We start from the raw sequence: 19,037 nt of genomic DNA on the forward strand, positions 1-19,037 counted from the left end.
GCCCCCCGGCGCCGACAGCCCCGGGAGACCCGACACGCCGCGGCGACCTGCGGCGACGTCCCGCCGTTCCCACCGGTCACTCGGGCCGGACGTGACCGTCCGGGTCCGGCGGACCGCTCAGCCGGCGGACGGCTCCGGCATCGGCAGCGCGAGACCGGTGCCGGCGACGACGTCGAGGTCGGCGGTGTCGCCGTCCCCGCCGTCCACCCAGGAGGACTCCACGATCGTCACCACGGTGCCGGCGACGGAGCTGGCGTACTCGGCGCGCGAGAGCTCGTCGGGCCCGCCGGGGTAGCGCACGCCCTCGCGCAGCAGGTCGCTGACGTTGCCGCTGCCGTTGGTGTCGGCGAGCGCACGCAGCTGGCGGGCGGCCGCGGCGTCGCCCATGTCGACCGTCGACACCGACACGACGACGTCGCGGCCCTCGACGTCGGTGGACCACAGCGCCCGGGACAGCCCGGCGCAGTCGGTGGACTCGAAGAAGGAGGCGACGTCCCCGTAGGCGTTGCCGAGGCAGGTGTCGGCCGTCTGCACCTGCTGCAGGACGTAGGTGCGCCCGTCCTGGACGCTGGTGGTCCCGGGCGTCGGCCCGGTGGCCGTGGGGGTGGCCGGCGCGCTGGTCGGGGCGGGCGGCTCCTGCGCGGCGGCGTCGCCGTCCCCGCCGCCGGTGAGGCCGACGACGAGCCCGACCAGCAGCGCGACGACGACCAGGCCGGCGACGGCCAGCAGGACCACTCGCCGGCGGTCGGACGGCGGGCGGTCCCGCGGGCCGGCGAGCGGGGCCGGCGGCGGCGCGATGGGCGCGGCCGGGACGGCGTGCGGCCAGCCGCCACCGGGCGGCCCGGTCGGGTCGTCACCGAACAGGCCGCCGAGCCCGCCGGTGTGGTCGGCGGGCTGCTCGGGCGGGGGTGCGAGACCGGCAGCGGGTGCCGGGGCGGCCGCGCCGGACTGCACGGCGGGGGCGTCGAAGCGGGCGGTGGCCGGCGCCGCCGGGGGCGGGACCGGCGCGGCGGGAGGCGCGGGCGGCGCGGCGGGAGGCGCGGGCGGCGCGGCGGGCGGCGTGCCGGGGCCGGCGGACGCCGGCGCGAGCCCCGCGGCGGCGGCCCGCGCCGCGGCCTCCTCGTCGGCACGGATGGCGGCGGCGGCCACGGCCGCGGCGGCCACCGGGTCGACCAGCGGCCCGCCGGGCGCCCGCGCCGGAGCGGGCGCCGGGACGGCCGGAGGCGGCGCGGGGGCGGACGGGGCGGGCGGAGCCGCCGGGGAGGCGCCCGCCGCGGAGGCCGCCATCGCCGCCGGGGCCAGCAGCTCGCGGCGGCGCAGGACGTACGGCGAGTACGGGAAGCCCTCGCCGTTGAGTTCCTCGACCGTGGGTCCGCGGCCCTCGTAGCCCAGCGCGGACAGCGCGGCGCGCACGTCGGCGGTGGTCCACAGCCGCGGGTTGTCCACGCCGGCGTAGCGGGCCGCGCGGGAGACGCCGAGCAGCAGCGAGCGGGACTCGAGGAGGGCCACCTGGTCGCCGTCGCCGAGGTCGCCGTCGGCGGGCACGAGACCGGTGAGGTCGCCCACGAGCACCGTGAGCCGGGCGATCCGCCCCGGCTCCAGCCCGGCGCGGCGCAGCCGCACGGCGGCGTCCATCCCGGCGCGCATCAGGCCGTCGAGCGGCGTGGAGCCGCCGCCGGCGATCTGCAGCACCTCACCGGGGCCGGCGCCCGGGCCGATCGTCCAGGAGCCCTCCGGCGTCGCGGTGACCACGCCGCCCTGGCGGACCTCGGCCACCCGGACGACGGCCACGCCCTCGGGCACGAAGAGCACGGCGTCGGAGATGCGCCGCTCCATCGGCCCGTCGACGACGGGGAGCGAGGCGACGACGGCGCCGCGCACCGCGCCCCCGCGGTCCCAGCGGGTGAGCTCGGCGAACAGTGCTCGCTCCCCCGCCGTCTGCGGCGGCACGGGGGTCAGGGGCAGCACGGGGTCCTCCGGGGAACGGGTGGGGTGCGCGGGCGCACGGGCGCGGCGCGGACCGGGGACGGGCCCAGACGGGCGTCCGCGACCGACGCTACGTCATGTGACGGGCCGGTCCGGGACGTCAGCGGGTCGGCGCGCCGCCCAGGGCCGGGGCCGGCTCGGCGGTGCGGCCGGGCTCGACCGGCTCCCGCCAGGTGGCCAGCCAGCGGCTGTGGGCGACCAGGTCGACCGCCGTCCACAGCGCCGTGAAGGAGGCCAGGACCAGCGCGATCGACCACCACGACCAGTTCCACGGCGGCAGCAGCCCGGCCGCGTCCTGGAGCCAGCCGGCGGCGTAGACCGCGGCGGCCGTGGCCGGCGCCGCGCTCCAGCCGGGCAGCCGGAAGGTGACGGCGAGGTCGATGCAGACCGCCCCGACGAGCAGCACGAGGGGCAGCACCGACGGCGGGAAGTCCAGCGCCACCAGGCCCAGCCACATCACCGCGCGGTAGGCGAGGTAGACCCCGGCGACTGTGGTCGCGGTCCAGCGCAGGCCGACGACCTTCCGCGCGACGACCAGCGAGAGCAGCCCGGCGCACAGCAGCCAGGCCGGGTGCACCCAGGAGGGCACCGGCAACATGAACATCGTGGGCGTCTGGCCCTGGGAGGCGGCGAAGTCCAGCAGCTGCTGCTCCGCCGTGGTCTCCCCCGCCTCGTAGGCGCGCAGCGACAGGACGCCGTACTCCTGGTGCTGGTTCGGGAAGACGACGTTCTCGGCGAAGAACAGCCACAGCCCCAGCGACACCAGGTCGCGGACCCGGCCCGGCGCGGCGTACAGCCACCAGCCGCGGACGGCGCCGGCGAGCATGATCGCCGTGCCGATGTAGAGCAGCGCGTGGCTCGGGCTCCAGCTGGTGATGTCGAGCCCGTTGATGCGGTGGTTGAGGATGTCGATCGGGATGGCCACCAGGAAGGTGGCGATGCCGACCTGCATGAGCCGCAGGGCGCGGCGGTCCACGCCGTAGCCGGTGTAGCTGTGGAACACCACGAGCGCGATGACCACCGCGGTGCCCGCCGAGTTGAGCAGGTGCGGGGGCGCCAGGTCGTCGCGCAGCCACTTGAAGTGCCAGGACACGTCCCAGGACGAGCCGAGCATCTTGAGCAGGAACGCGCCGAGCCAGGCGGTGTAGATCCAGCGCAGCTCCTGCTGGGTGGTCCCGCGCCCGGGCCGGCCGGGCGTCATGTAGGCGAGCCACAGCCAGCGCAGCAGCGCGACCGGGTGCCGGAGCCCGGCACCCAGGGAGCCCGGTGCCGGCGGCACGGTCCGGGCGGGCGCGGAGGGGGCGGGTCGGGGCACGACGGGACTCCCAGGGAAGCGGGTCGGGATGGGCCGAGGCTACCGGCGCGGACGGCGGATTCCGACCCCTCGAGTGGCACCGGTGTGCCGCGTGCGGTAGACGGCGGGCGCACGGGGCGGCCGGGACGGACGGGACGCCACGGCGGACGCGACGTAGGGTCGGTCGCCGTGGCGGACAACGGCGGGCACCTGGTCTGGATCGACTGCGAGATGACCGGGCTGGACCTCGGCCGGGACAAGCTCATCGAGGTCGCCGTCGTCGTGACCGACTCCGAGCTCAACGTCCTCGACCCCGGCCTGGACCTGGTGATCTCCGCCGACGACGCCGACCTGGAGGGCATGGCCGACGTCGTCACCGAGATGCACGCGAAGTCCGGGCTGACCGAGGCGGTGCGCGCCTCCACCCTCACCGTCGCCGAGGCCGAGCAGCAGGTGCTGGCGTACGTGAAGCGGTGGGTGCCTGAGCGGCGCACCGCTCCCCTGTGCGGCAACTCGATCGGCACCGACCGCGGGTTCCTCGCCCGCGACATGCCCGAGCTCGACGACCACCTGCACTACCGGATGGTCGACGTCAGCTCGATCAAGGAGCTGGCCCGCCGCTGGTTCCCGCGGGTGTACTTCGCCCAGCCGCCGAAGGGCCTCGCGCACCGGGCGCTGGCCGACATCATCGAGTCGATCCGCGAGCTGGCCTACTACCGGCGGACGCTGTTCGTCGACCTCCCCGGCCCCTCGACGTCGCAGGCCCAGCGCGCCGCCGGCGAGGTCACCGGCACCTTCGCCGACGTGCTGGCCGCCGCCGACGCCACCCCGCCGGCGCCCGCGCCCGGTGTCACACCCCCGGCCGCGTCGGAGGGCTGAACGGCTCCGGTATCCTCGTCCGTGCTCCCCGGCGCCGCAGGGTCCCGGGAGTGCACGCGGTGGGTGTAGCTCAGCTGGTAGAGCACCAGGTTGTGATCCTGGGTGTCGCGGGTTCGAGCCCCGTCACTCACCCCATGTCCGGAGGCCCCGGTCGGTTCGCCGACCGGGGCCTCCGCGCGTCCCACGCCGATCCCGCCGACGTGGTCGGACCGGGACTGCGGCGCGCGCCCCGGCTGTTGCACCAGTATGCCGCGGGGCGTGCGCGCCGCCGCCCCTCCGCCGTTCCGGCGACCACCGCACCACCCCGGGAGACCTCCGCATGACCACGACCGCCCCGCCCCGCCCCGACGACGCCGGGACCTCCCCCGGGGACGTCGTCGTCGAGGCCGCGCGGCGCCGGACCTTCGCCGTCATCAGCCACCCCGACGCCGGCAAGTCCACGCTCACCGAGGCGCTGGCCCTGCACGCCCGGGTCATCGGCCAGGCCGGCGCGGTGCACGGCAAGGCCGGCCGGCGCGGCACGGTGTCGGACTGGATGGACATGGAGCGCGCCCGCGGCATCTCCATCACCTCGGCGGCGCTGCAGTTCTCCTACCGCGACGCGGTGGTCAACCTGCTCGACACCCCGGGGCACGCCGACTTCTCCGAGGACACCTACCGCGTCCTCACCGCCGTCGACGCCGCCGTCATGCTCATCGACGCCGCTAAGGGCCTCGAGGAGCAGACGATGAAGCTCTTCGCCGTCTGCCGGCACCGCGGCATCCCCGTCGTCACCGTGGTGAACAAGTGGGACCGCCCCGGCAAGGACGCGCTCGAGCTCATGGACGAGGTCGCCGAGCGCACCGGCCTCACCCCCACCCCGCTGACCTGGCCGGTGGGCATCGCCGGCGACTTCCGCGGCGTCCTCGACCGGCGCGACGGCTCCTACCGGCGCTACACCCGGACCGCCGGCGGGGCGACGATCGCGCCCGAGGAGGTCCTCTCCGCCGAGGCCGCGGCCACCCGCGAGCCGGAGGCGTGGGCGCAGGCCCGCGAGGAGGTCGAGCTGCTCGACGAGACCTCCGGCGCGCACGACCAGGAGCTGTTCCTCTCCGGGGAGACCACCCCGGTGCTCTTCGCCTCCGCGGTGTCGAACTTCGGCGTGGCCGCGCTGCTCGACGTACTCGTCGACCTCGCGCCCGCCCCCGCCGGGCGGCCCGACGAGGGCGGCGTCCCGCGCCCGGTCGACGCCCCGTTCAGCGCCTTCGTCTTCAAGGTGCAGTCGGGCATGGACGCCGCGCACCGCGACCGGCTGGCCTACGTCCGCGTCTGCTCCGGCGTCTTCGAGCGCGGCATGGTGGTCACCCACGGCCCGACCGGCCGCCCCTTCGCGACCAAGTACGCCCAGCAGGTGTTCGGCCGCGAGCGGGAGAGCATCGACACCGCCTACCCCGGCGACGTCGTCGGGCTGGTCAACGCCTCGGCGCTGCGCGTGGGCGACACGCTCTACGCCGGCCGCGCGGTCACCTTCCCGCCGCTGACCACGTTCGCGCCCGAGCACTTCGCCGTCGTCCGCAGCCTGGAGACCGCCAAGCACAAGCAGTTCCGCCGCGGCATCGAACAGCTGGAGTCCGAGGGCGTGGTGCAGGTGCTGCGCTCCGACCGCCGCGGGGACGCGTCCCCGGTGTTCGCCGTCGTCGGCCCCATGCAGTTCGAGGTGGCCGCGCACCGCATGGCGCAGGAGTTCTCCGCGCCGGTGCACCTGGAGCCGCTGCCGTACACGCTGGCCATGCGCACCGACGAGGAGTCGGTCGCGGGCATCACCGCGAGCTCCGGCACCGAGGTGATGCGGCGCAGCGACGGCGAGCTGCTCGCGCTGTTCACCACGAAGTGGGTCATGGGCATGGTGCGCAACGGCAAGCCGCACCTGACGCTGGAGCCGCTGGTGGCCGCGCAGCTGGCCTGAGCCGTCAGGGCACCCGCGCCGGCCGGTCGAGCGGGTGCGCCGCCTCGTCGGCGGGCATCCGCGCCAGCAGCACGGTGAGGAGCGCGAGCACCGGCGGCGCGAGCCCGGCGACGAGGAACACCGGCCCGACACCGGCACCCTCGCTGAGCGGCCCGGCCAGCGCCACCGACACGGGCACCAGCGCCCCCGAGACGACGAAGTCCAGGCTGGAGACCCGGCCGAGCAGCGCGGGCGGCACCCGGCGCTGCAGCAGCGTGCCCCACAGCACCATGCCGCCGTGGATGCCGGCGCCGGCCAGCACGGCCGCGCCGACCATGACGCCGACGTGCGTGGCGAGGCCGAAGGCCAGCAGCGGCGCGCAGCCGGCGGCCCACAGCGCCATGGTCGCGGTCAGGTAGCGGCGTGGCAGCGGCCGGGAGGCGACGGCGAGGGAGGCGAGCGCCCCGCCGACGCCGAAGCCGGCGAGCACCAGCGCGTGCTCGAACGGCCCGCCCCCGGCCCGGTCGCGCAGCGCGAACGGCGTGAGCACCTGCAGCGGGCCGGTGGTCGCGAGCAGCATGAGCGAGCCGAACAGCAGCGTGGCCAGCAGCCATCGGGTGCGCACGAGGAAGGCCAGGCCCTCGCGCAGGTCGCCGAGCAGCGACCGGGCAGGGTGCCGCCGCTCGGCGCCGGGCTCGCGCGCGACCGGGAGCAGCGGCAGGCCCAGCACGCACGCGGTGGCGGCCAGTGAGGCGCCCGCGGTGGCCAGCAGCGCCGCGCCCGGGGAGACGGCGGCCACCAGGAGCGCGGCCATCGCCGGCCCGGCCACCTGGTAGAGCACCGGCCGCATGGCACCCTCGAGGCCGTTGGCGGCGAGCAGCTGGTCGGCCGGCAGCAGCGCGGGCAGCAGAGCCGAGTACGCCGGGTAGTGCAGGCCCAGCGCCACCCCGCCGAGCAGGCCGACGACGGCCAGCAGGCCGAGCGGGAGCTCGCCGGCCAGCGACAGCAGGGCCGCCGCGCCGACCGGCACCGCCGACAGCAGCGTGACCGCCAGCAACAGGTGCCGCTGCGGCACCCGGTCGGCCAGCACCCCGCCGGGCAGCGTGGCCGCCAGCGTCCCGGCGGCGGCCAGCCCGGTGACCAGCGACAGCTCCGCCGGCCCGCCGCCGAGCGCCACGACCTGCCACACCGCGGTGACCGCCCACGCGCCGTTGGCCACGAGCGACAGCCCCAGCGACAGCGCCAGCCGCCGGTAGGCCGCCGTCCGCAGCGGGACCAGCGCCCTGGGCAGCGTCACTGGCCCTCCTCCCCCGGCGGCGCGTCCGGCCGGTGGTCCCATCGTCGCCCGCGGGGGCCCGCAGCACGCGCCGGTCCGCGCAGGGCGCAACGCGGACGCGCCCGGCCGCAGCGACACGCCGGGGAGTCCCGCGCCGCCGCATGCCCGGCGCGCCGGGCGGGCACCGGTCCTCCATGACGGACTGGCGTGACTCCCTCGACGGACTCCCGCTGGAGAGCCGCCTCAAGGCGCTGCTCGTCTACGAGCTCGCCTCCGACCGGGTGCCGGGCGCACCGCTGGAGGTGACGACGTCGGCCGTGCGGGCCGTCGCCACGGCGGAGGGGCTCGACCCCACCCAGCCGTGGGTCGGCGCGGCCGCGGCGCGCATCAGTGCGCTCCCGGCGCAGGCGCCGGTGCCGTCGCGGGTGTGACGGCCGGGGCAGCCGGGGCTCCTGCGCCCCGGCTGCCGGACACGCGCCCGGAGGGTGCCGCCGCACCCGCCCCGCGCCTCGGACGCTGGCGCCATGACGACTGCCTACGCCTACGGGACCGCCCACGCCGTCGTGATGGTCGGGTCGGTCGGCACCCCGGAGGGTCTCCAGCCCCGGCAGATCGGGCCGGCGCACGCCACGATCGGCCGGGTGCACGGCCGCAGCCGCAAGTCGCTGTGCGGCGCCTACGTCGCCGTCGACGACCAGGTGGAGTGGCCGCCGTCCGAGCTCGAGGAGCACCAGCTGTGCGCCGAGTGCGCGGAGCTCGCCCGCCTCTGACCGCTCAGCCGCCGGCGACCGAGGGCAGCACCTGCACCACCGCGCCGTCGTGCACGGGGGTCTGCGCGCCCGCGGAGAAGCGGACGTCGTCGCCGTCGACGTAGACGTTGACGAACCGGCGCAGCGCCCCGGCCTCGTCGCGGATCCGCCGCTCGAGGACGGGGTGCCGGGCGGCGAGCGCGTCGAGCAGGCCGGCGACGGTCGGCGCGGTGGGGTCGACCCGCAGCCGCCGCTCGCCGCCGGCCAGGTCGGCCAGCACGCCGGGCAGCACCACCTCGACGGTCACGGCAGCCGGGCCGCGCGCACGCACAGCACGTCGGGCAGGTGCTGCGCCACCGTGGTGAACGTGTCGCCCTCGTCGGCGCTGGCGTAGACGCAGCCGTCGCGGGTGCCGACGTAGACGCCGGTCGGGTCGCCCTCGTCGACGCAGGCCGCGTCGCGCAGCACCGCCGTCCACGACGCCTCGGGCAGGCCGGCGCCGAGCTCGGTCCAGCTCTGCCCGGCGTCGCGGGTGCGGTGCACACGCAGGCGCCCGCCCGGGGGCGTCCGGTCGGCGTCGGCGACCAGCGGCACGACCCAGGCCGTGCCGGGCGTGCGCGGCGAGGCGAGCACCGGGAAGCCGAAGTCGGCGGGCAGGCCCGCGGCGATCGACGTCCACCCCACCCCCGCGTCGTCGCTGCGGAAGACGCCGAAGTGGTTCTGCGCGTAGAGCCGGTCGGGATCGCCGGCGTCGGGGGCGACCTTGTGCACGCACTGCCCGTACTCCGGCGCCGGGTCGGGCAGGAAGGTGGCGGTGATCCCGGAGTTGCGCGGCGTCCAGCCGTCGCGGCCGTCCTCGCTGGCGTAGACGCCGCCCGCGCTCATCGCCACGACCATCCGGTCGGCGGTCGGGTGCGGCAGCACGGTGTGCACGGCGCCGCCGCCCCCGCCGGGCTCCCAGGTGGGCCGGTGCGGGTGGTCCCACAGGCCGCGGACCAGCGCGAAGCTCTCGCCGCCGTCCTCGCTGCGCCACAGCGAGTGCGGCTCGCAGCCGGCCCACACGACGCCCGGTCGCGCGGCGACGTCGGGGCGGAGCTGCCAGACCCGGGCCAGCGCGGCGCCGGTGTCGGCCGGGAAGCGGATGGCGCCCTCGTCGGTCTCCGACCAGGTGCGCCCGAGGTCGTCGGACCAGGTGACCGTCGGCCCCCAGTGCCCGTACTGGACGCCGGCGAGCAGCCGGGGCGCCGCGCCGCGGACGTCGAGCCCGACGGCGGCCACCTCCTGGGCCACCAGGTGCGGGCCGTCGAGGGTCCAGGTGCGCCGGTCGTCGTCGCTGCGGGCCAGCCACAGCCCCTTGCGCGTGCCGATGGCGAGCAGGTCGGCCACGGGTGTCCTCCCGGTCCCGGCGGGGCCCGGCCGGCCCCGCTCGGAGGACAGACCGGGCCGGCTGCCGGAACTGAGCGGTGGCCGCTCAGCGGCGGGTGGCGCCCCCGGGGCCGTCACCGGTCACGTGCGCGCGGCCGTTCTGGTCGGCCAGCCCGGGTGCGAGCTTCTCGGCCTCGGCGCGCAGCTTCTCGGCGGCGGTGGCGTGCTCCTGCGCGTGCGCGGCCCGCTGGCGGGCCTCCTGCTCGGCCAGCCGGGTGCGCTCCTCGACCTCGGCGCGCTCGCGGCGGGCGCGGGCGGCCTGCTCCTCGGCCAGCGCCTGCTCCTTCTCCGCCTGCGCACCGCGCAGGCGCGCCTCCTCGAGGTGCTCGCGCGCCTGCTGGCGCTGCTGCTCGCGGCGCCGCGCCCCGGCGACCCTGTTGCGCTTGGCCAGGGCCAGCGCCAGCACGGCCAGCAGGGCGAGCGCGACGACGACGATGAGCACGATCAACCAGGTGTCCACGGTGGTCCCCCTCCTCGGGTCGAGCGGGGGGTGCCCGGGCGCGGACGCCCGGAAACGGAGATCACTTCAGGGCGGACCCGGCCTGCCACTGGTCCCACGGGACGGTCCAGTCGGCGATGTCGGAGGTCAGCGTGCCGGCGTCGGAGTTGACGATCTCGACGACGTCGCCGGGCTGGGAGAACTCGTAGAACCAGCGGGCGTTCTCGTTCGACAGGTTGATGCAGCCGTGGGACACGTTCTCCCGCCCCTGCTGCGCCACCGACCAGGGGGCGCCGTGGACGAACTCGCCGCTGTTCGACAGCCGCACCGCCCACTTGACCGGCGTGCGGTAGCCCTCGGGGCTGTCGACCGGGACGCCGTAGGTGCTGGAGTCCATGACGCGGTCGGCGTTGAGCTCGGTGACCACGTGCGGGCCGTTGTAGCTCGGGTTGTCGGGGCTGCCGGCGCTCATCGGGAAGTCCTGCACGAGCGTGTCGCCGTCGTAGACCTGCAGCCGGTGGGTGCTCGCGTCGGCCACGGAGACGTGCCGCTCGCCGACGCGGAAGCTGACCGTGCGGTCCTTCTCGCCCCACACGCCGTCGCCGAACGGGACGCCGTGGAGGTCGGCGTCGAGGGTGACGTCGGTCTGCGCCGGCCAGTACTGCGACGGGCGGAAGTGCACCTCGGTGTCGCTGATCCAGCTCCACACGCCGTCGGTGGGCGTGGAGCTGGTGACCAGCAGGTGGCTCTCGACGGCGGCCTTGTCGGTGATCGGCTCGTCGAAGTAGACGCGGATGGGCATGCCGACGCCGACCGTCTGGCCGTCGAGCGGGCCGATCGAGGGCGTGCTCACCGACGCGGGCGTCACCGTGGTGAAGGTGCTGCGCGCCTCGGCCCGCTCGTCGTCGGCGTTCGCGGCGGTGGCGGTCAGCGTGTACGTGGTGCCGTAGGCCAGGTCCTCGTCCGGCGTCCACAGCTCCGTGCCCTCGGCGGGGCCGTCGGTGACCTGCCCGGGCACCGCAGCGCCCGCGCCGTCGGTGACGGTGACCTCGGACAGCTCGCCGTCGGTGACGGAGATCTCCACCGGAGAGGACGGCGCGACGTCGGCCGCGCCGTCGCCGGGCAGCAGCGACACCTGCGCCGGCGGGGCGTCCTCGGTCGTCGGTGCCGCCGCGGAGGTCTCGCCGCCCGCCCCGGTGCACCCGCTCAGCAGGGCCAGCGCCCCCGCCGTGACCAGCGCCGCTGTCCGTCGCACGCCTGCTGCCTCCTCGTCCCCGGCCGGCCGCGGCCCGGTCGGGCACGGCGCGTCCGGGCCCAGTGTCCCCTCGATGTGCGGAACGGCACCGTCTCGGCGTCCCGGCCCCGGCGGCGACCTCCCGCGGGGCGCTGGTATCGTTTCCCCTCGGAGCCCGGCCAGCCGGGCGACACGCGCCATTAGCTCAATTGGCAGAGCAGCTGACTCTTAATCAGCGGGTTCGGGGTTCGAGTCCCTGATGGCGCACCACCCCGAGAGCGACCCCTCCCACCTGGGACGGGTCGCTCTCGTCGTCTCCGGGGCTCAGCCGAGCGCCAGGCCGTGCTCGGCCAGCGCCTCGTCGAGGAGGCGCAGGGCCTTCGGGCCGACGCCGTGCAGCGCGGCGAGCGACGACCGCGGCACACCGGCCAGCTGGTCGAGACGGGTGTAACCGGCCAGCTCCAGGGCGGCGGTGGCCGGCCGGCCGATGGGCGGCAGGGAGTCCAGCGGCGTCATGCCGCGGAGGCTAGCGGCGCACGGCGCGCACCAGCCCGCGGACGCCGAGCACCGCGGCGCCTGCCCCGACCACCCACGGCCCGGCGGTGACGAGCGGGTCGAGCGCCTGGTGCCGGGCGTCGGAGCGCCCGGTCCGGGAGCTGAGCCCGCCGTGGGTGGTCTCCGCGGAGAGCCCGGTCGCGGGCGGCACCGGCCGCCCCGAGGCGAGCTGGCGCAGGGTGCTCCCCCACGCGTCGATGCGGTCGCCGACCACCAGCAGCGTCCAGTGCGCCAGCCGGCCCTCGCTGAAGCGGGCGTAGGCGAACCGGCGCACCGCCCCCGAGACGCCGTGCAGCGGCTGCGCGGTGCCGAACACCGGCGTCACGAACGCGTGCTCGATCGACCGCTCGCGGCCCTCGGCGCCCGGCTGCCGCGCGGGGAAGTCCCACCGGGCGCCGGTGTCGGCCGGGTACTGCAGCTTCGGGTACGACGGCCGGTCGGCGGGGTCGAGGTCGGCGCCCCAGCCGGGGATGCGGGCCCGCAGCTCCTCGCGGCTCGGGGTCGGCGTCCGCTTGTCGCGGAGGTAGGCGCTGGGGATGTCGGACTCGGTCACGGGGACTCCTCAGGCCGCGTCGGGGACGATGACCGGCTTGATGCAGCCGTCGAGCTTGCCGGAGAACACGTGGTAGGCCTCGGCGATGTGCTCCAGCGGGAAGCGGTGGGTGACCACCTCGCGCGGGGTCAGGTGGCCGTTGCGCACGTGCTCGAACATCCGCGGCCACTGGCGCTTGACCGGCGTCTGGTTCATCCGCAGCGTGAGGCCCTTGTTCAGCGCGTCGCCGAACTTCACCGCGTTGGGGATCGGCCCGTAGGCCCCGACCACGGAGACCGTGCCGCCCTTGCGCACGCCGTCGATGGCCCAGTTCAGCGCCACCGGTGAGCCGCCCTGCAGCTTGAGCTTGGTGCCGGCGACGTGCTGGAGGAGGTTGCCGTCGGCCTCCGCGCCCACCGCCTCGATGACGACGTCGGCGCCCAGGAAGTCGGTCTGCTTCTTCAGCTCGACGACGACGTCGTCGTACTCGTCGTAGTCGAGCGTCTCGGCGTGGGCCATGGTCCGCGCCTTCTCCAGCCGCTCCTGCAGGTGGTCGACGACGATCACCCGCCCGGCGCCCATCAGCCACGACGACTGCGCGGCCACCAGCCCGACCGGCCCGGCCCCCAGGACGACGACGGTGTCCCCCTCGGCGATCTCGCCGAGCTGGGCGCCGAAGTAGCCGGTGGCGGCGGCGTCGGTGAGGCAGACGGCGTCCTCGTCGTGCATCCAGTCGGGGATGCGGACCGGCCCGACGTCGGCGAAGGGCACCCGCACGTACTGCGACTGGCCGCCGTCGTAGCCGCCGGTGGTGTGCGAGTAGCCGTAGATCGCGCCGACGGCCGTCGCGTTGGGGTTGACGTTGTGGCAGTTGGAGTACAGGCCGCGGGCGCAGAACCAGCACGACCCGCAGAAGATGTTGAACGGGACCATCACCCGGTCGCCGACGGCCAGGTCCTGCACCGACGGCCCGACCTGCTCGACCACCCCGATGAACTCGTGGCCGAAGGTGTGCCCGACCCGCGTGTCCGGCATCAGCCCGTGGTAGAGGTGCAGGTCGGAGCCGCAGATCGCGGCGAGCGTGACCCGGACGATCGCGTCGTTCGGGTGCTCGATCCTCGGCATGTCCTTGTCCTCGACCCGGACCTTGTACGGGCCTCGGTAGACCATCGCGCGCACGCGGCGCCCCTCTCGTCGTGCCGGGACGCCGGTCGCCGGCGTCCCCGCAGGCGTGCCCGCGGCCCGGAGCCGGGAAACGGCCCGGGGCCGTCCGGCCGGGGTCAGGCGGTCGTGTCCTCCCGGCGGACGGCGGGACGGGACCGGCGGGCAGCCGCCCGGGTGGCGACCCCGAGCAGCCGCCGCAGCTCGGCCGCGTCGGGACCCAGGTCCTCCTCCAGGCCGGTCAGCACCCCGGCGGCGTCGCGGGTGAGGTCCCGGCCGGCGGGAGTGAGCCGCACCAGGCGACCGCGGCGGCGGGCGGGGTCGTCGACGGTCTCCAGCAGGCCGAGCCGGGAGAGCCCGGCGACGAGGTCCTGCTGGGCCTGCCGCGTGGTGCCCAGCCGGCGGGCCAGCTCGGCCGGCGCGGTGCCGTCGGGCCCGAGGTGGGCGAAGACGAGCGTCTGCGCGGCCGACAGCCGCGGCCAGCCGCGCGCCGCGAGGTCCTCCCGGACGACGGCGTCGAAGGCCCGCCCGGCCTGCAGCAGCAGGTAGGCCAGCGGCAGCGCGTCCGGCGGTTGCACAGTCATCAGGTTACCTGACACCCTTGTGTCAGGAGACCTGACAGCAGGAGGGCGCGGTGCGGATCGTGGTGTTCGGGGCGGCGGGCGGCGTGGGCCGGCACGCGGTGCGGCTGGCGGCCGGGCGCGGCCACGAGGTGGTCGCCGTGGCGCGGCGGGCGGGTGACTCCCCCGGCGTCGAGGAGCGCACCGGGGACGTCCGCGACGCCGCCCTGGTGGCCGGGGCGGTGAAGGGCGCGGACGCGGTGCTGTGGTGCGTCGGGGTCACGCGGTCCTCGGGCGGGGACGTCGGCCGGTCCGCGCTGCCCGGGCTGGTCGAGGGGATGCGGGCGGCCGGGGTCCGGCGCTTCGTCGGCGTCTCCGGCGCGGGCGCGGACCTGCCCGGCGACCGCAAGGGTCGCGGCGCCCGCCTCGTCTCGGGCCTGACCCACCGGCTGGCCCGCGACCTCGTGGAGGACAAGGAGGGCGAGTACCGGGTGCTCGCCGCCTCGGACCTCGACTGGACGCAGGTGCGCCCGCCCCGGCTCGCCGACCGGCCCGGCACGGGGAGCTACCGGCTGACGGACGAGGCGCCGGGGTTGCGCGCGGCGCCGGTGGCGAAGGCCGACGTCGCCCTCGCCCTGGTGCAGCTGGCCGAGGGCCGGGACCGGCTGTCGTCGGCGCCCTTCGTCGTGGCCGGCGACTCGTGACCGTCCTCGTCGCCGGTGCCACCGGGACGGTCGGCAGCGAGGTCGTCCGCCGCCTGGCCGCGCTCGACGCCGACGTCCGCGCCGGCGCCCGCGACCCCGGGCGCGCGGCCGCCGGGCTGCCCCCGGGCGTGCCGCCCGTGCGGCTCGACCTCGAGGACCCCGCCTCCTGGCCGGTCGCGCTCGAGGGCGTCGACGCGCTGTTCCTGCTGCGCCCGCCGGAGGTGGCCCGGGCGAGCCGGCTGCAGCCCTTCCTCGACGCGGTCGTCGCGGCCGGGGTGCGGCGGGTCGTCGTCCTGTCGGTGCAGGCGGCCGGCCGCAACCCGCTGCTCCCCCACCGGGCTCTGGAGGAGCGGGTGGAGGCCACCGGGCTGGCCTGGACCCACCTGCGGCCGGCCAACTTCTTCCAGAACCTGCTCACCGTCCACCGCGAGGAGATCCGGGACCGCTCGCGGATCTCCGTGCCGGCCGGGAACGGGCGGACCGCCCACGTCGACGTCCGCGACCTCGCCGAGGTGGCCGCCGCGGCGCTGACCGGGCCGGGCCACGAGGGACGCGCCTACGAGCTCACCGCCCGTGAGGCCCCGACCTTCGCCGAGATCGCGGCGACCCTGTCGGCGGTGCTGGGCCGTCCGGTCGTCTACCCGCGGCCGGGCATCGTGGCCTTCGCCCGCGAGAAGCGGGCACAGGGCGTCGCGCCCGGCCTCGTCCTGGTCATGACCCTGCTGTTCACGACCACCCGGCTCGGCCTGGCCGGACGCACCACCGGCGACCTCGCCCGCCTCCTCGGCCGCGAGCCGACCACCCTGCGCCGGTTCGTCGAGGACCACGCCGACGCCTGGCGGCCACCGGAGGGCACAGGGGCATAGCGCCCGGCCAGCCGGCGTTGCGCCGACGTGAGCGAGCCGCGGGACGTCGACGTCGTGGTCATCGGCGCGGGCCAGGCCGGCCTCTCCGCCGCACACCACCTGGCGCGGCAGGGGTTCGCTCCCGGCAGCGGCTTCGTGGTGCTCGACGGCGACGCCGCGCCGGGCGGTGCCTGGCAGCACCGCTGGCCCTCGCTCACCCTCGCCACCACGCACCGCGTGCACGAGCTGCCCGGCCTGGCCTTCGAGCCGGCGTCGGAGGACCTGCCCGCCGCCGAGGCCGTGCCCGCCTACTTCGCCGAGTACGAGCGCCGCTTCGCCCTGCCCGTCGAGCGGCCGGTGCGGGTCTCGGCGGTGCGCCGCACGGACGACGGGCGCTTCGCCGTCGAGACCGACCGCGGCACCTGGCGGGCGCGCGGCCTGGTCAACGCCACCGGCACCTGGACCCGCCCCTTCGTGCCGCACTACCCCGGCCAGGAGACCTTCCGTGGCCGGCAGCTGCACACCGTCGGCTACCGCGGCGCGGCGGAGTTCGCCGGGCGGTCGGTGGTGGTCGTCGGCGGCGGCGCGTCCGCCGTGCAGCTGCTCGGCGAGATCGCGCCCGTCGCCCGCACGACCTGGGTCACCCGCCGCCCACCGATCTGGCGCGAGGGCCCCTTCGGCGAGGAGCAGGGCCGGGAGGCGGTCGCCCGGGTGGAGGCCGCCGTCCGCGCCGGCCGGATGCCCGGCAGCGTCGTCGGCGTCACCGGGCTCGTGGTCACCCCGTGGGTGCGCCGCGCCCTCGACGACGGCGTCCTCACCCGGCTGCCGGTGTTCGACCGGATCACCCCCGACGGCGTCGCGTGGGACGACGGCCGGACCGTCGCGGCCGACGTGATCCTGTGGGCCACCGGCTTCCGCGCCGCCGTCGGCCACCTGGCCCCGCTGCGGCTGCGCACCCGCGACGGCGTCATCCCGGTCGAGGGCACCACCGCCGTCGACGAGCCCCGGCTGCAGCTGGTCGGCTACGGCCCGAGCGCGAGCACGATCGGCGCCAACCGGGCCGGCCGGAGCGCGGCGGTGGCGCTGCGCCGGCTGCTCGCCGCGGACCTGCCTCGCAGCGCCTGACGGGGGCGTCCCCCAGCACCGGATGGGGGACGGTCCAGGGTCGGCCTGGGGTCCTCCCCGATGTGCCCGGCACCCCCGGGCCGGGAGGGTCTCCGTCATGACCTCGCAGCCCCTCCCCCTCGCGCGGTGACGCCGTGATCGTCGCCACCGACCTCACCAAGCGCTACGGCGACCGGGTCGCCGTCGACGGCGTCTCCTTCACCGTCCGCCCCGGCCACGTGACCGGCTTCCTCGGACCCAACGGCGCCGGCAAGTCGACGACGATGCGGATGGTCATCGGTCTGGACCGGCCGACCTCCGGCACGGTCACCGTCGACGGCGCCCGCTACGCCGACTCCCCCGCCCCGCTGCGCGCGGTCGGCGCGCTGCTCGAGGCCCGCGCGCTGCACCCGGGCCGCACCGCCCGCGCACACCTGCGCTGGCTGGCCGCGAGCAACGGCATCCCGAACTCCCGGGTCGAGGAGGTGCTGGGCCTCGTCGGGCTCGAGGCGGTGGCCGGGCAGCGGGTGGGCCGCTTCTCCCTGGGCATGGGCCAGCGGCTGGGCATCGCCGCGGCGCTGCTCGGCGACCCGCCGGTCGTCGTCCTCGACGAGCCGGTCAACGGCCTGGACCCCGAGGGCATCCGCTGGGTGCGCACCCTGGCCCGCAGCCTCGCCGCCGAGGGCCGCACGGTGCTGGTGTCGAGCCACCTCATGTCGGAGATGGCGCTGACCGCCGACCACCTCGTCGTCATCGGCCGCGGCCGGGTGCTCGCCGACTGCCCGATGCCGCAGTTCATCGCCGAGCACGCGGCGTCCTTCGTCCGGGTGCGCAGCCCCCGCGCCGGGCAGCTCGCCGAGCTGTTGCGCCGCTCGGGCGCCGACGTCACCCGCGACGGCGACGAGCTGCACGTGCAGGGCGTCGACGCCGCGACCACCGGCGAGCTCGCCGCGGGCGCCGGGCTGGCGCTGCACGAGCTCGGTCTCGTCACCTCCTCGCTCGAGGAGGCCTTCATGACCCTGACCGCCGGCAGCGTCGAGTACGCGGCCGCCCGTCCCGCCGCTCCCCGGACCGAGGTGACCCGGTGACCACATCGACCCTGACCGCGCCCCGCACCGCCGCCGCGCCCGCCCGCGCCGGCCTCGGCCGCGCCCTGCACGCCGAGTGGATCAAGCTCTGGACGGTGCGCTCGACCGGCTGGTCGGTCGTGTCGATGGTCGCGCTCGGCGCCGGCCTGACCACCCTGGTCTGCGCGCTCATCGCCCCCGACCTCGCCGCCGGGACCGAGAACGAGCCGGTCGGCGCGTTCATCACCTGGGGCCTGCTGTTCGCCCAGGTGACCGCCGTCGTCCTCGGGGCGCTCGCGGTCACCAGCGAGTACGGCACCGGGATGATCCGGGCGACGCTGGCCGCCACCCCGCGCCGCGGCACGGTCCTCGTGGCCAAGGCGGTCGTGCTCTCCGCCGTGCTGTTCGTCGCCGGCGTCGTCACCGCGACCCTCGGCTGGCTCGGCGGCAACGCCTTCCTCTCCGCCGAGGGCATCGGGATCGGCCTGGGCGACGACGGGATGCTGCGCTCGCTGCTCGGCTCCGGGCTCTACATGGCCGGCCTCGGCCTGCTCGCGATGGGTGCCGGGCTGCTGCTGCGCTCCACCGCCGCGGTGGTGTCGGTGGTGCTCGCGGTGGTGTTCCTCGTCGGCAACCTGGTGATGCTGCTGCCGGGCGCCCTCGGCGAGTGGCTGACCAAGCTGATGCCGGGCAACGCGGGCTCGCGGATCGCGATGCCGGAGTCGTTCAACCCGATGCTGCTCGAGCCGTGGGCCGGGTTCGCCGTCTTCGCCGCCGAGGTCGCCGTCGTCCTCGCCGTCGGGGCGCTGGTCTTCACCCGCCGCGACGCCTGACCAGCGGAAGGCAATGGAAGCCATCCGCACGTCCTGGCCCCCAGGACGTGCGGATGGCTTCCTGTGCCGCGTCACGGTGACGGCGACGGGCGTGCACAGTGGAGGGGTGACCTCCCCCGACCCCACCGCCGCCGGCCCGACCGCCCTCGGCCGCGAGCGCGCCGCCGCCCTGCTGGACCGCCTGGAGGCCGGCGACGGCCCGGGCGCCGACGCCGTCCTCGCCGACGTGACCGAGGTGCGCGACCTGGTCTACGTCGGCGCGGCGCTCACCTCGCTGGCCCGCGCCGAGGGCCGCTCGCTCCCGCCGGCCCAGCGGGCGCAGGCCAACACCCGCCAGCTGAACCTGGGCGCCGTCCGCGACGCCGCCCGCAACGACCCCGCCGCGCTGCGCGTGTGGCTGCGCCGCTCGGCCGAGGAGTTGCTCGTGCTGCGGGGGCTGCGCGCGGCCGCCGACGCGATCGCCGGCTGAG

Annotated in this window: 21 protein-coding genes and 2 tRNA genes; 12 read left to right on the top strand and 11 right to left on the bottom strand. The window is 76.7% G+C overall.

Translation table 11 applies throughout. The features are described 5' to 3' along the window. Nucleotides 1-117: 117 nt before the first annotated feature. Nucleotides 118-1,968: a hypothetical protein gene (locus ACI78R_RS19330; protein ID WP_457041940.1), complete on the bottom strand. Its 1,851-nt coding sequence runs from the start codon at nucleotides 1,966-1,968 to the stop codon at nucleotides 118-120. 118 nt (nucleotides 1,969-2,086) lie between these two features. Further along, nucleotides 2,087-3,301, bottom strand: coding sequence for a hypothetical protein (locus ACI78R_RS19335; protein WP_457041941.1), 1,215 nt, complete (start codon nucleotides 3,299-3,301; stop codon nucleotides 2,087-2,089). Between the two features lie 168 nt (nucleotides 3,302-3,469). Here ACI78R_RS19335 and orn point away from each other — a divergent pair, with 168 nt between their 5' ends. The 3 genes from orn (at nucleotide 3,470) to ACI78R_RS19350 (ending at nucleotide 6,104) form a co-directional block, all read left to right on the top strand. Continuing rightward, a complete protein-coding gene (orn, locus tag ACI78R_RS19340; protein ID WP_073419084.1) occupies nucleotides 3,470-4,159 on the top strand; it encodes an oligoribonuclease in 690 nt (229 codons plus the stop codon). 59 nt (nucleotides 4,160-4,218) lie between these two features. Beyond that, nucleotides 4,219-4,294: transfer RNA gene (locus ACI78R_RS19345), tRNA-His, on the top strand. Between the two features lie 184 nt (nucleotides 4,295-4,478). Then, nucleotides 4,479-6,104: a peptide chain release factor 3 gene (locus ACI78R_RS19350; protein WP_457041942.1), complete on the top strand. Its 1,626-nt coding sequence runs from the start codon at nucleotides 4,479-4,481 to the stop codon at nucleotides 6,102-6,104. Nucleotides 6,105-6,108: 4 nt separating this feature from the next. On the opposite strand, the gene ACI78R_RS19355 is transcribed toward ACI78R_RS19350, so the two are convergent. Next, a complete protein-coding gene (locus ACI78R_RS19355; protein WP_457041943.1) occupies nucleotides 6,109-7,380 on the bottom strand; it encodes an MFS transporter in 1,272 nt (423 codons plus the stop codon). 173 nt (nucleotides 7,381-7,553) lie between these two features. Between ACI78R_RS19355 and ACI78R_RS19360 the strand changes: the two genes are divergently transcribed. Both ACI78R_RS19360 and ACI78R_RS19365 read left to right on the top strand, forming a co-directional pair. Then, nucleotides 7,554-7,790, top strand: a complete 237-nt coding sequence (locus tag ACI78R_RS19360; protein WP_073419081.1) for a hypothetical protein — start codon at nucleotides 7,554-7,556, stop codon at nucleotides 7,788-7,790. A 93-nt stretch (nucleotides 7,791-7,883) separates the two neighbouring features. Beyond that, nucleotides 7,884-8,129, top strand: a complete 246-nt coding sequence (locus ACI78R_RS19365) for a hypothetical protein (RefSeq protein ID WP_073419595.1) — start codon at nucleotides 7,884-7,886, stop codon at nucleotides 8,127-8,129. Between the two features lie 4 nt (nucleotides 8,130-8,133). On the opposite strand, the gene ACI78R_RS19370 is transcribed toward ACI78R_RS19365, so the two are convergent. From ACI78R_RS19370 to ACI78R_RS19385, 4 genes are all read right to left on the bottom strand, one after another. Next, nucleotides 8,134-8,415, bottom strand: coding sequence for a ubiquitin-like small modifier protein 1 (locus ACI78R_RS19370; protein WP_457041944.1), 282 nt, complete (start codon nucleotides 8,413-8,415; stop codon nucleotides 8,134-8,136). Continuing rightward, entirely contained in the window at nucleotides 8,412-9,494 is a 1,083-nt protein-coding gene (locus ACI78R_RS19375; protein ID WP_457041945.1) for a WD40/YVTN/BNR-like repeat-containing protein, read from the bottom strand. The genes ACI78R_RS19370 and ACI78R_RS19375 overlap by 4 nt, the downstream gene beginning before the upstream one ends. 85 nt (nucleotides 9,495-9,579) lie before the next feature. Next, on the bottom strand, nucleotides 9,580-9,993 hold the full coding sequence (locus ACI78R_RS19380) for a hypothetical protein (RefSeq protein ID WP_073419079.1): 414 nt from the start codon (nucleotides 9,991-9,993) through the stop codon (nucleotides 9,580-9,582). 61 nt (nucleotides 9,994-10,054) lie between these two features. Beyond that, entirely contained in the window at nucleotides 10,055-11,227 is a 1,173-nt protein-coding gene (locus ACI78R_RS19385; RefSeq protein ID WP_457041946.1) for an Ig-like domain-containing protein, read from the bottom strand. Between the two features lie 173 nt (nucleotides 11,228-11,400). Between ACI78R_RS19385 and ACI78R_RS19390 the strand changes: the two genes are divergently transcribed. Further along, nucleotides 11,401-11,476: transfer RNA gene (locus tag ACI78R_RS19390), tRNA-Lys, on the top strand. A gap of 54 nt (nucleotides 11,477-11,530) precedes the next feature. Here the strand turns inward: ACI78R_RS19390 and ACI78R_RS19395 are convergent. From ACI78R_RS19395 to ACI78R_RS19410, 4 genes are all read right to left on the bottom strand, one after another. After that, the gene (locus tag ACI78R_RS19395; RefSeq protein WP_457041947.1) at nucleotides 11,531-11,722 is read right to left on the bottom strand and encodes a DNA-binding protein; all 192 of its coding nucleotides are present in this window, start codon (nucleotides 11,720-11,722) and stop codon (nucleotides 11,531-11,533) included. Nucleotides 11,723-11,732: 10 nt separating this feature from the next. Continuing rightward, nucleotides 11,733-12,314 (bottom strand): hypothetical protein, encoded by a 582-nt coding sequence (locus ACI78R_RS19400; protein WP_457041948.1) that lies wholly within the window; start codon nucleotides 12,312-12,314, stop codon nucleotides 11,733-11,735. 9 nt (nucleotides 12,315-12,323) lie between these two features. Continuing rightward, nucleotides 12,324-13,463, bottom strand: a complete 1,140-nt coding sequence (locus ACI78R_RS19405; RefSeq protein WP_245794385.1) for a zinc-dependent alcohol dehydrogenase — start codon at nucleotides 13,461-13,463, stop codon at nucleotides 12,324-12,326. Between the two features lie 110 nt (nucleotides 13,464-13,573). After that, nucleotides 13,574-14,032, bottom strand: coding sequence for a MarR family winged helix-turn-helix transcriptional regulator (locus ACI78R_RS19410; RefSeq protein WP_457041949.1), 459 nt, complete (start codon nucleotides 14,030-14,032; stop codon nucleotides 13,574-13,576). 56 nt (nucleotides 14,033-14,088) lie between these two features. Here ACI78R_RS19410 and ACI78R_RS19415 point away from each other — a divergent pair, with 56 nt between their 5' ends. From ACI78R_RS19415 to ACI78R_RS19440, 6 genes are all read left to right on the top strand, one after another. Further along, a complete protein-coding gene (locus ACI78R_RS19415; RefSeq protein WP_457041950.1) occupies nucleotides 14,089-14,718 on the top strand; it encodes an NAD(P)-dependent oxidoreductase in 630 nt (209 codons plus the stop codon). After that, nucleotides 14,715-15,584: an NAD(P)H-binding protein gene (locus ACI78R_RS19420; protein ID WP_457041951.1), complete on the top strand. Its 870-nt coding sequence runs from the start codon at nucleotides 14,715-14,717 to the stop codon at nucleotides 15,582-15,584. The genes ACI78R_RS19415 and ACI78R_RS19420 overlap by 4 nt, the downstream gene beginning before the upstream one ends. Before the next feature lie 27 nt (nucleotides 15,585-15,611). Continuing rightward, nucleotides 15,612-16,688: an NAD(P)-binding domain-containing protein gene (locus ACI78R_RS19425; protein WP_457041952.1), complete on the top strand. Its 1,077-nt coding sequence runs from the start codon at nucleotides 15,612-15,614 to the stop codon at nucleotides 16,686-16,688. Nucleotides 16,689-16,822: 134 nt separating this feature from the next. Beyond that, nucleotides 16,823-17,755 carry an ABC transporter ATP-binding protein gene (locus tag ACI78R_RS19430; RefSeq protein ID WP_457041953.1) on the top strand — a complete coding sequence of 311 codons (933 nt, stop codon included), beginning with the start codon at nucleotides 16,823-16,825 and terminating at the stop codon, nucleotides 17,753-17,755. Further along, the gene (locus tag ACI78R_RS19435) at nucleotides 17,752-18,567 is read left to right on the top strand and encodes an ABC transporter permease subunit (protein ID WP_457041954.1); all 816 of its coding nucleotides are present in this window, start codon (nucleotides 17,752-17,754) and stop codon (nucleotides 18,565-18,567) included. Before ACI78R_RS19430 ends, ACI78R_RS19435 begins: the two co-directional genes overlap by 4 nt. A 106-nt stretch (nucleotides 18,568-18,673) precedes the next feature. After that, nucleotides 18,674-19,036, top strand: coding sequence for a hypothetical protein (locus tag ACI78R_RS19440; RefSeq protein WP_457041955.1), 363 nt, complete (start codon nucleotides 18,674-18,676; stop codon nucleotides 19,034-19,036). The last annotated feature ends 1 nt before the right edge of the window (nucleotide 19,037 follow it).

The organism is Geodermatophilus sp. SYSU D01106, assembly GCF_054049995.1.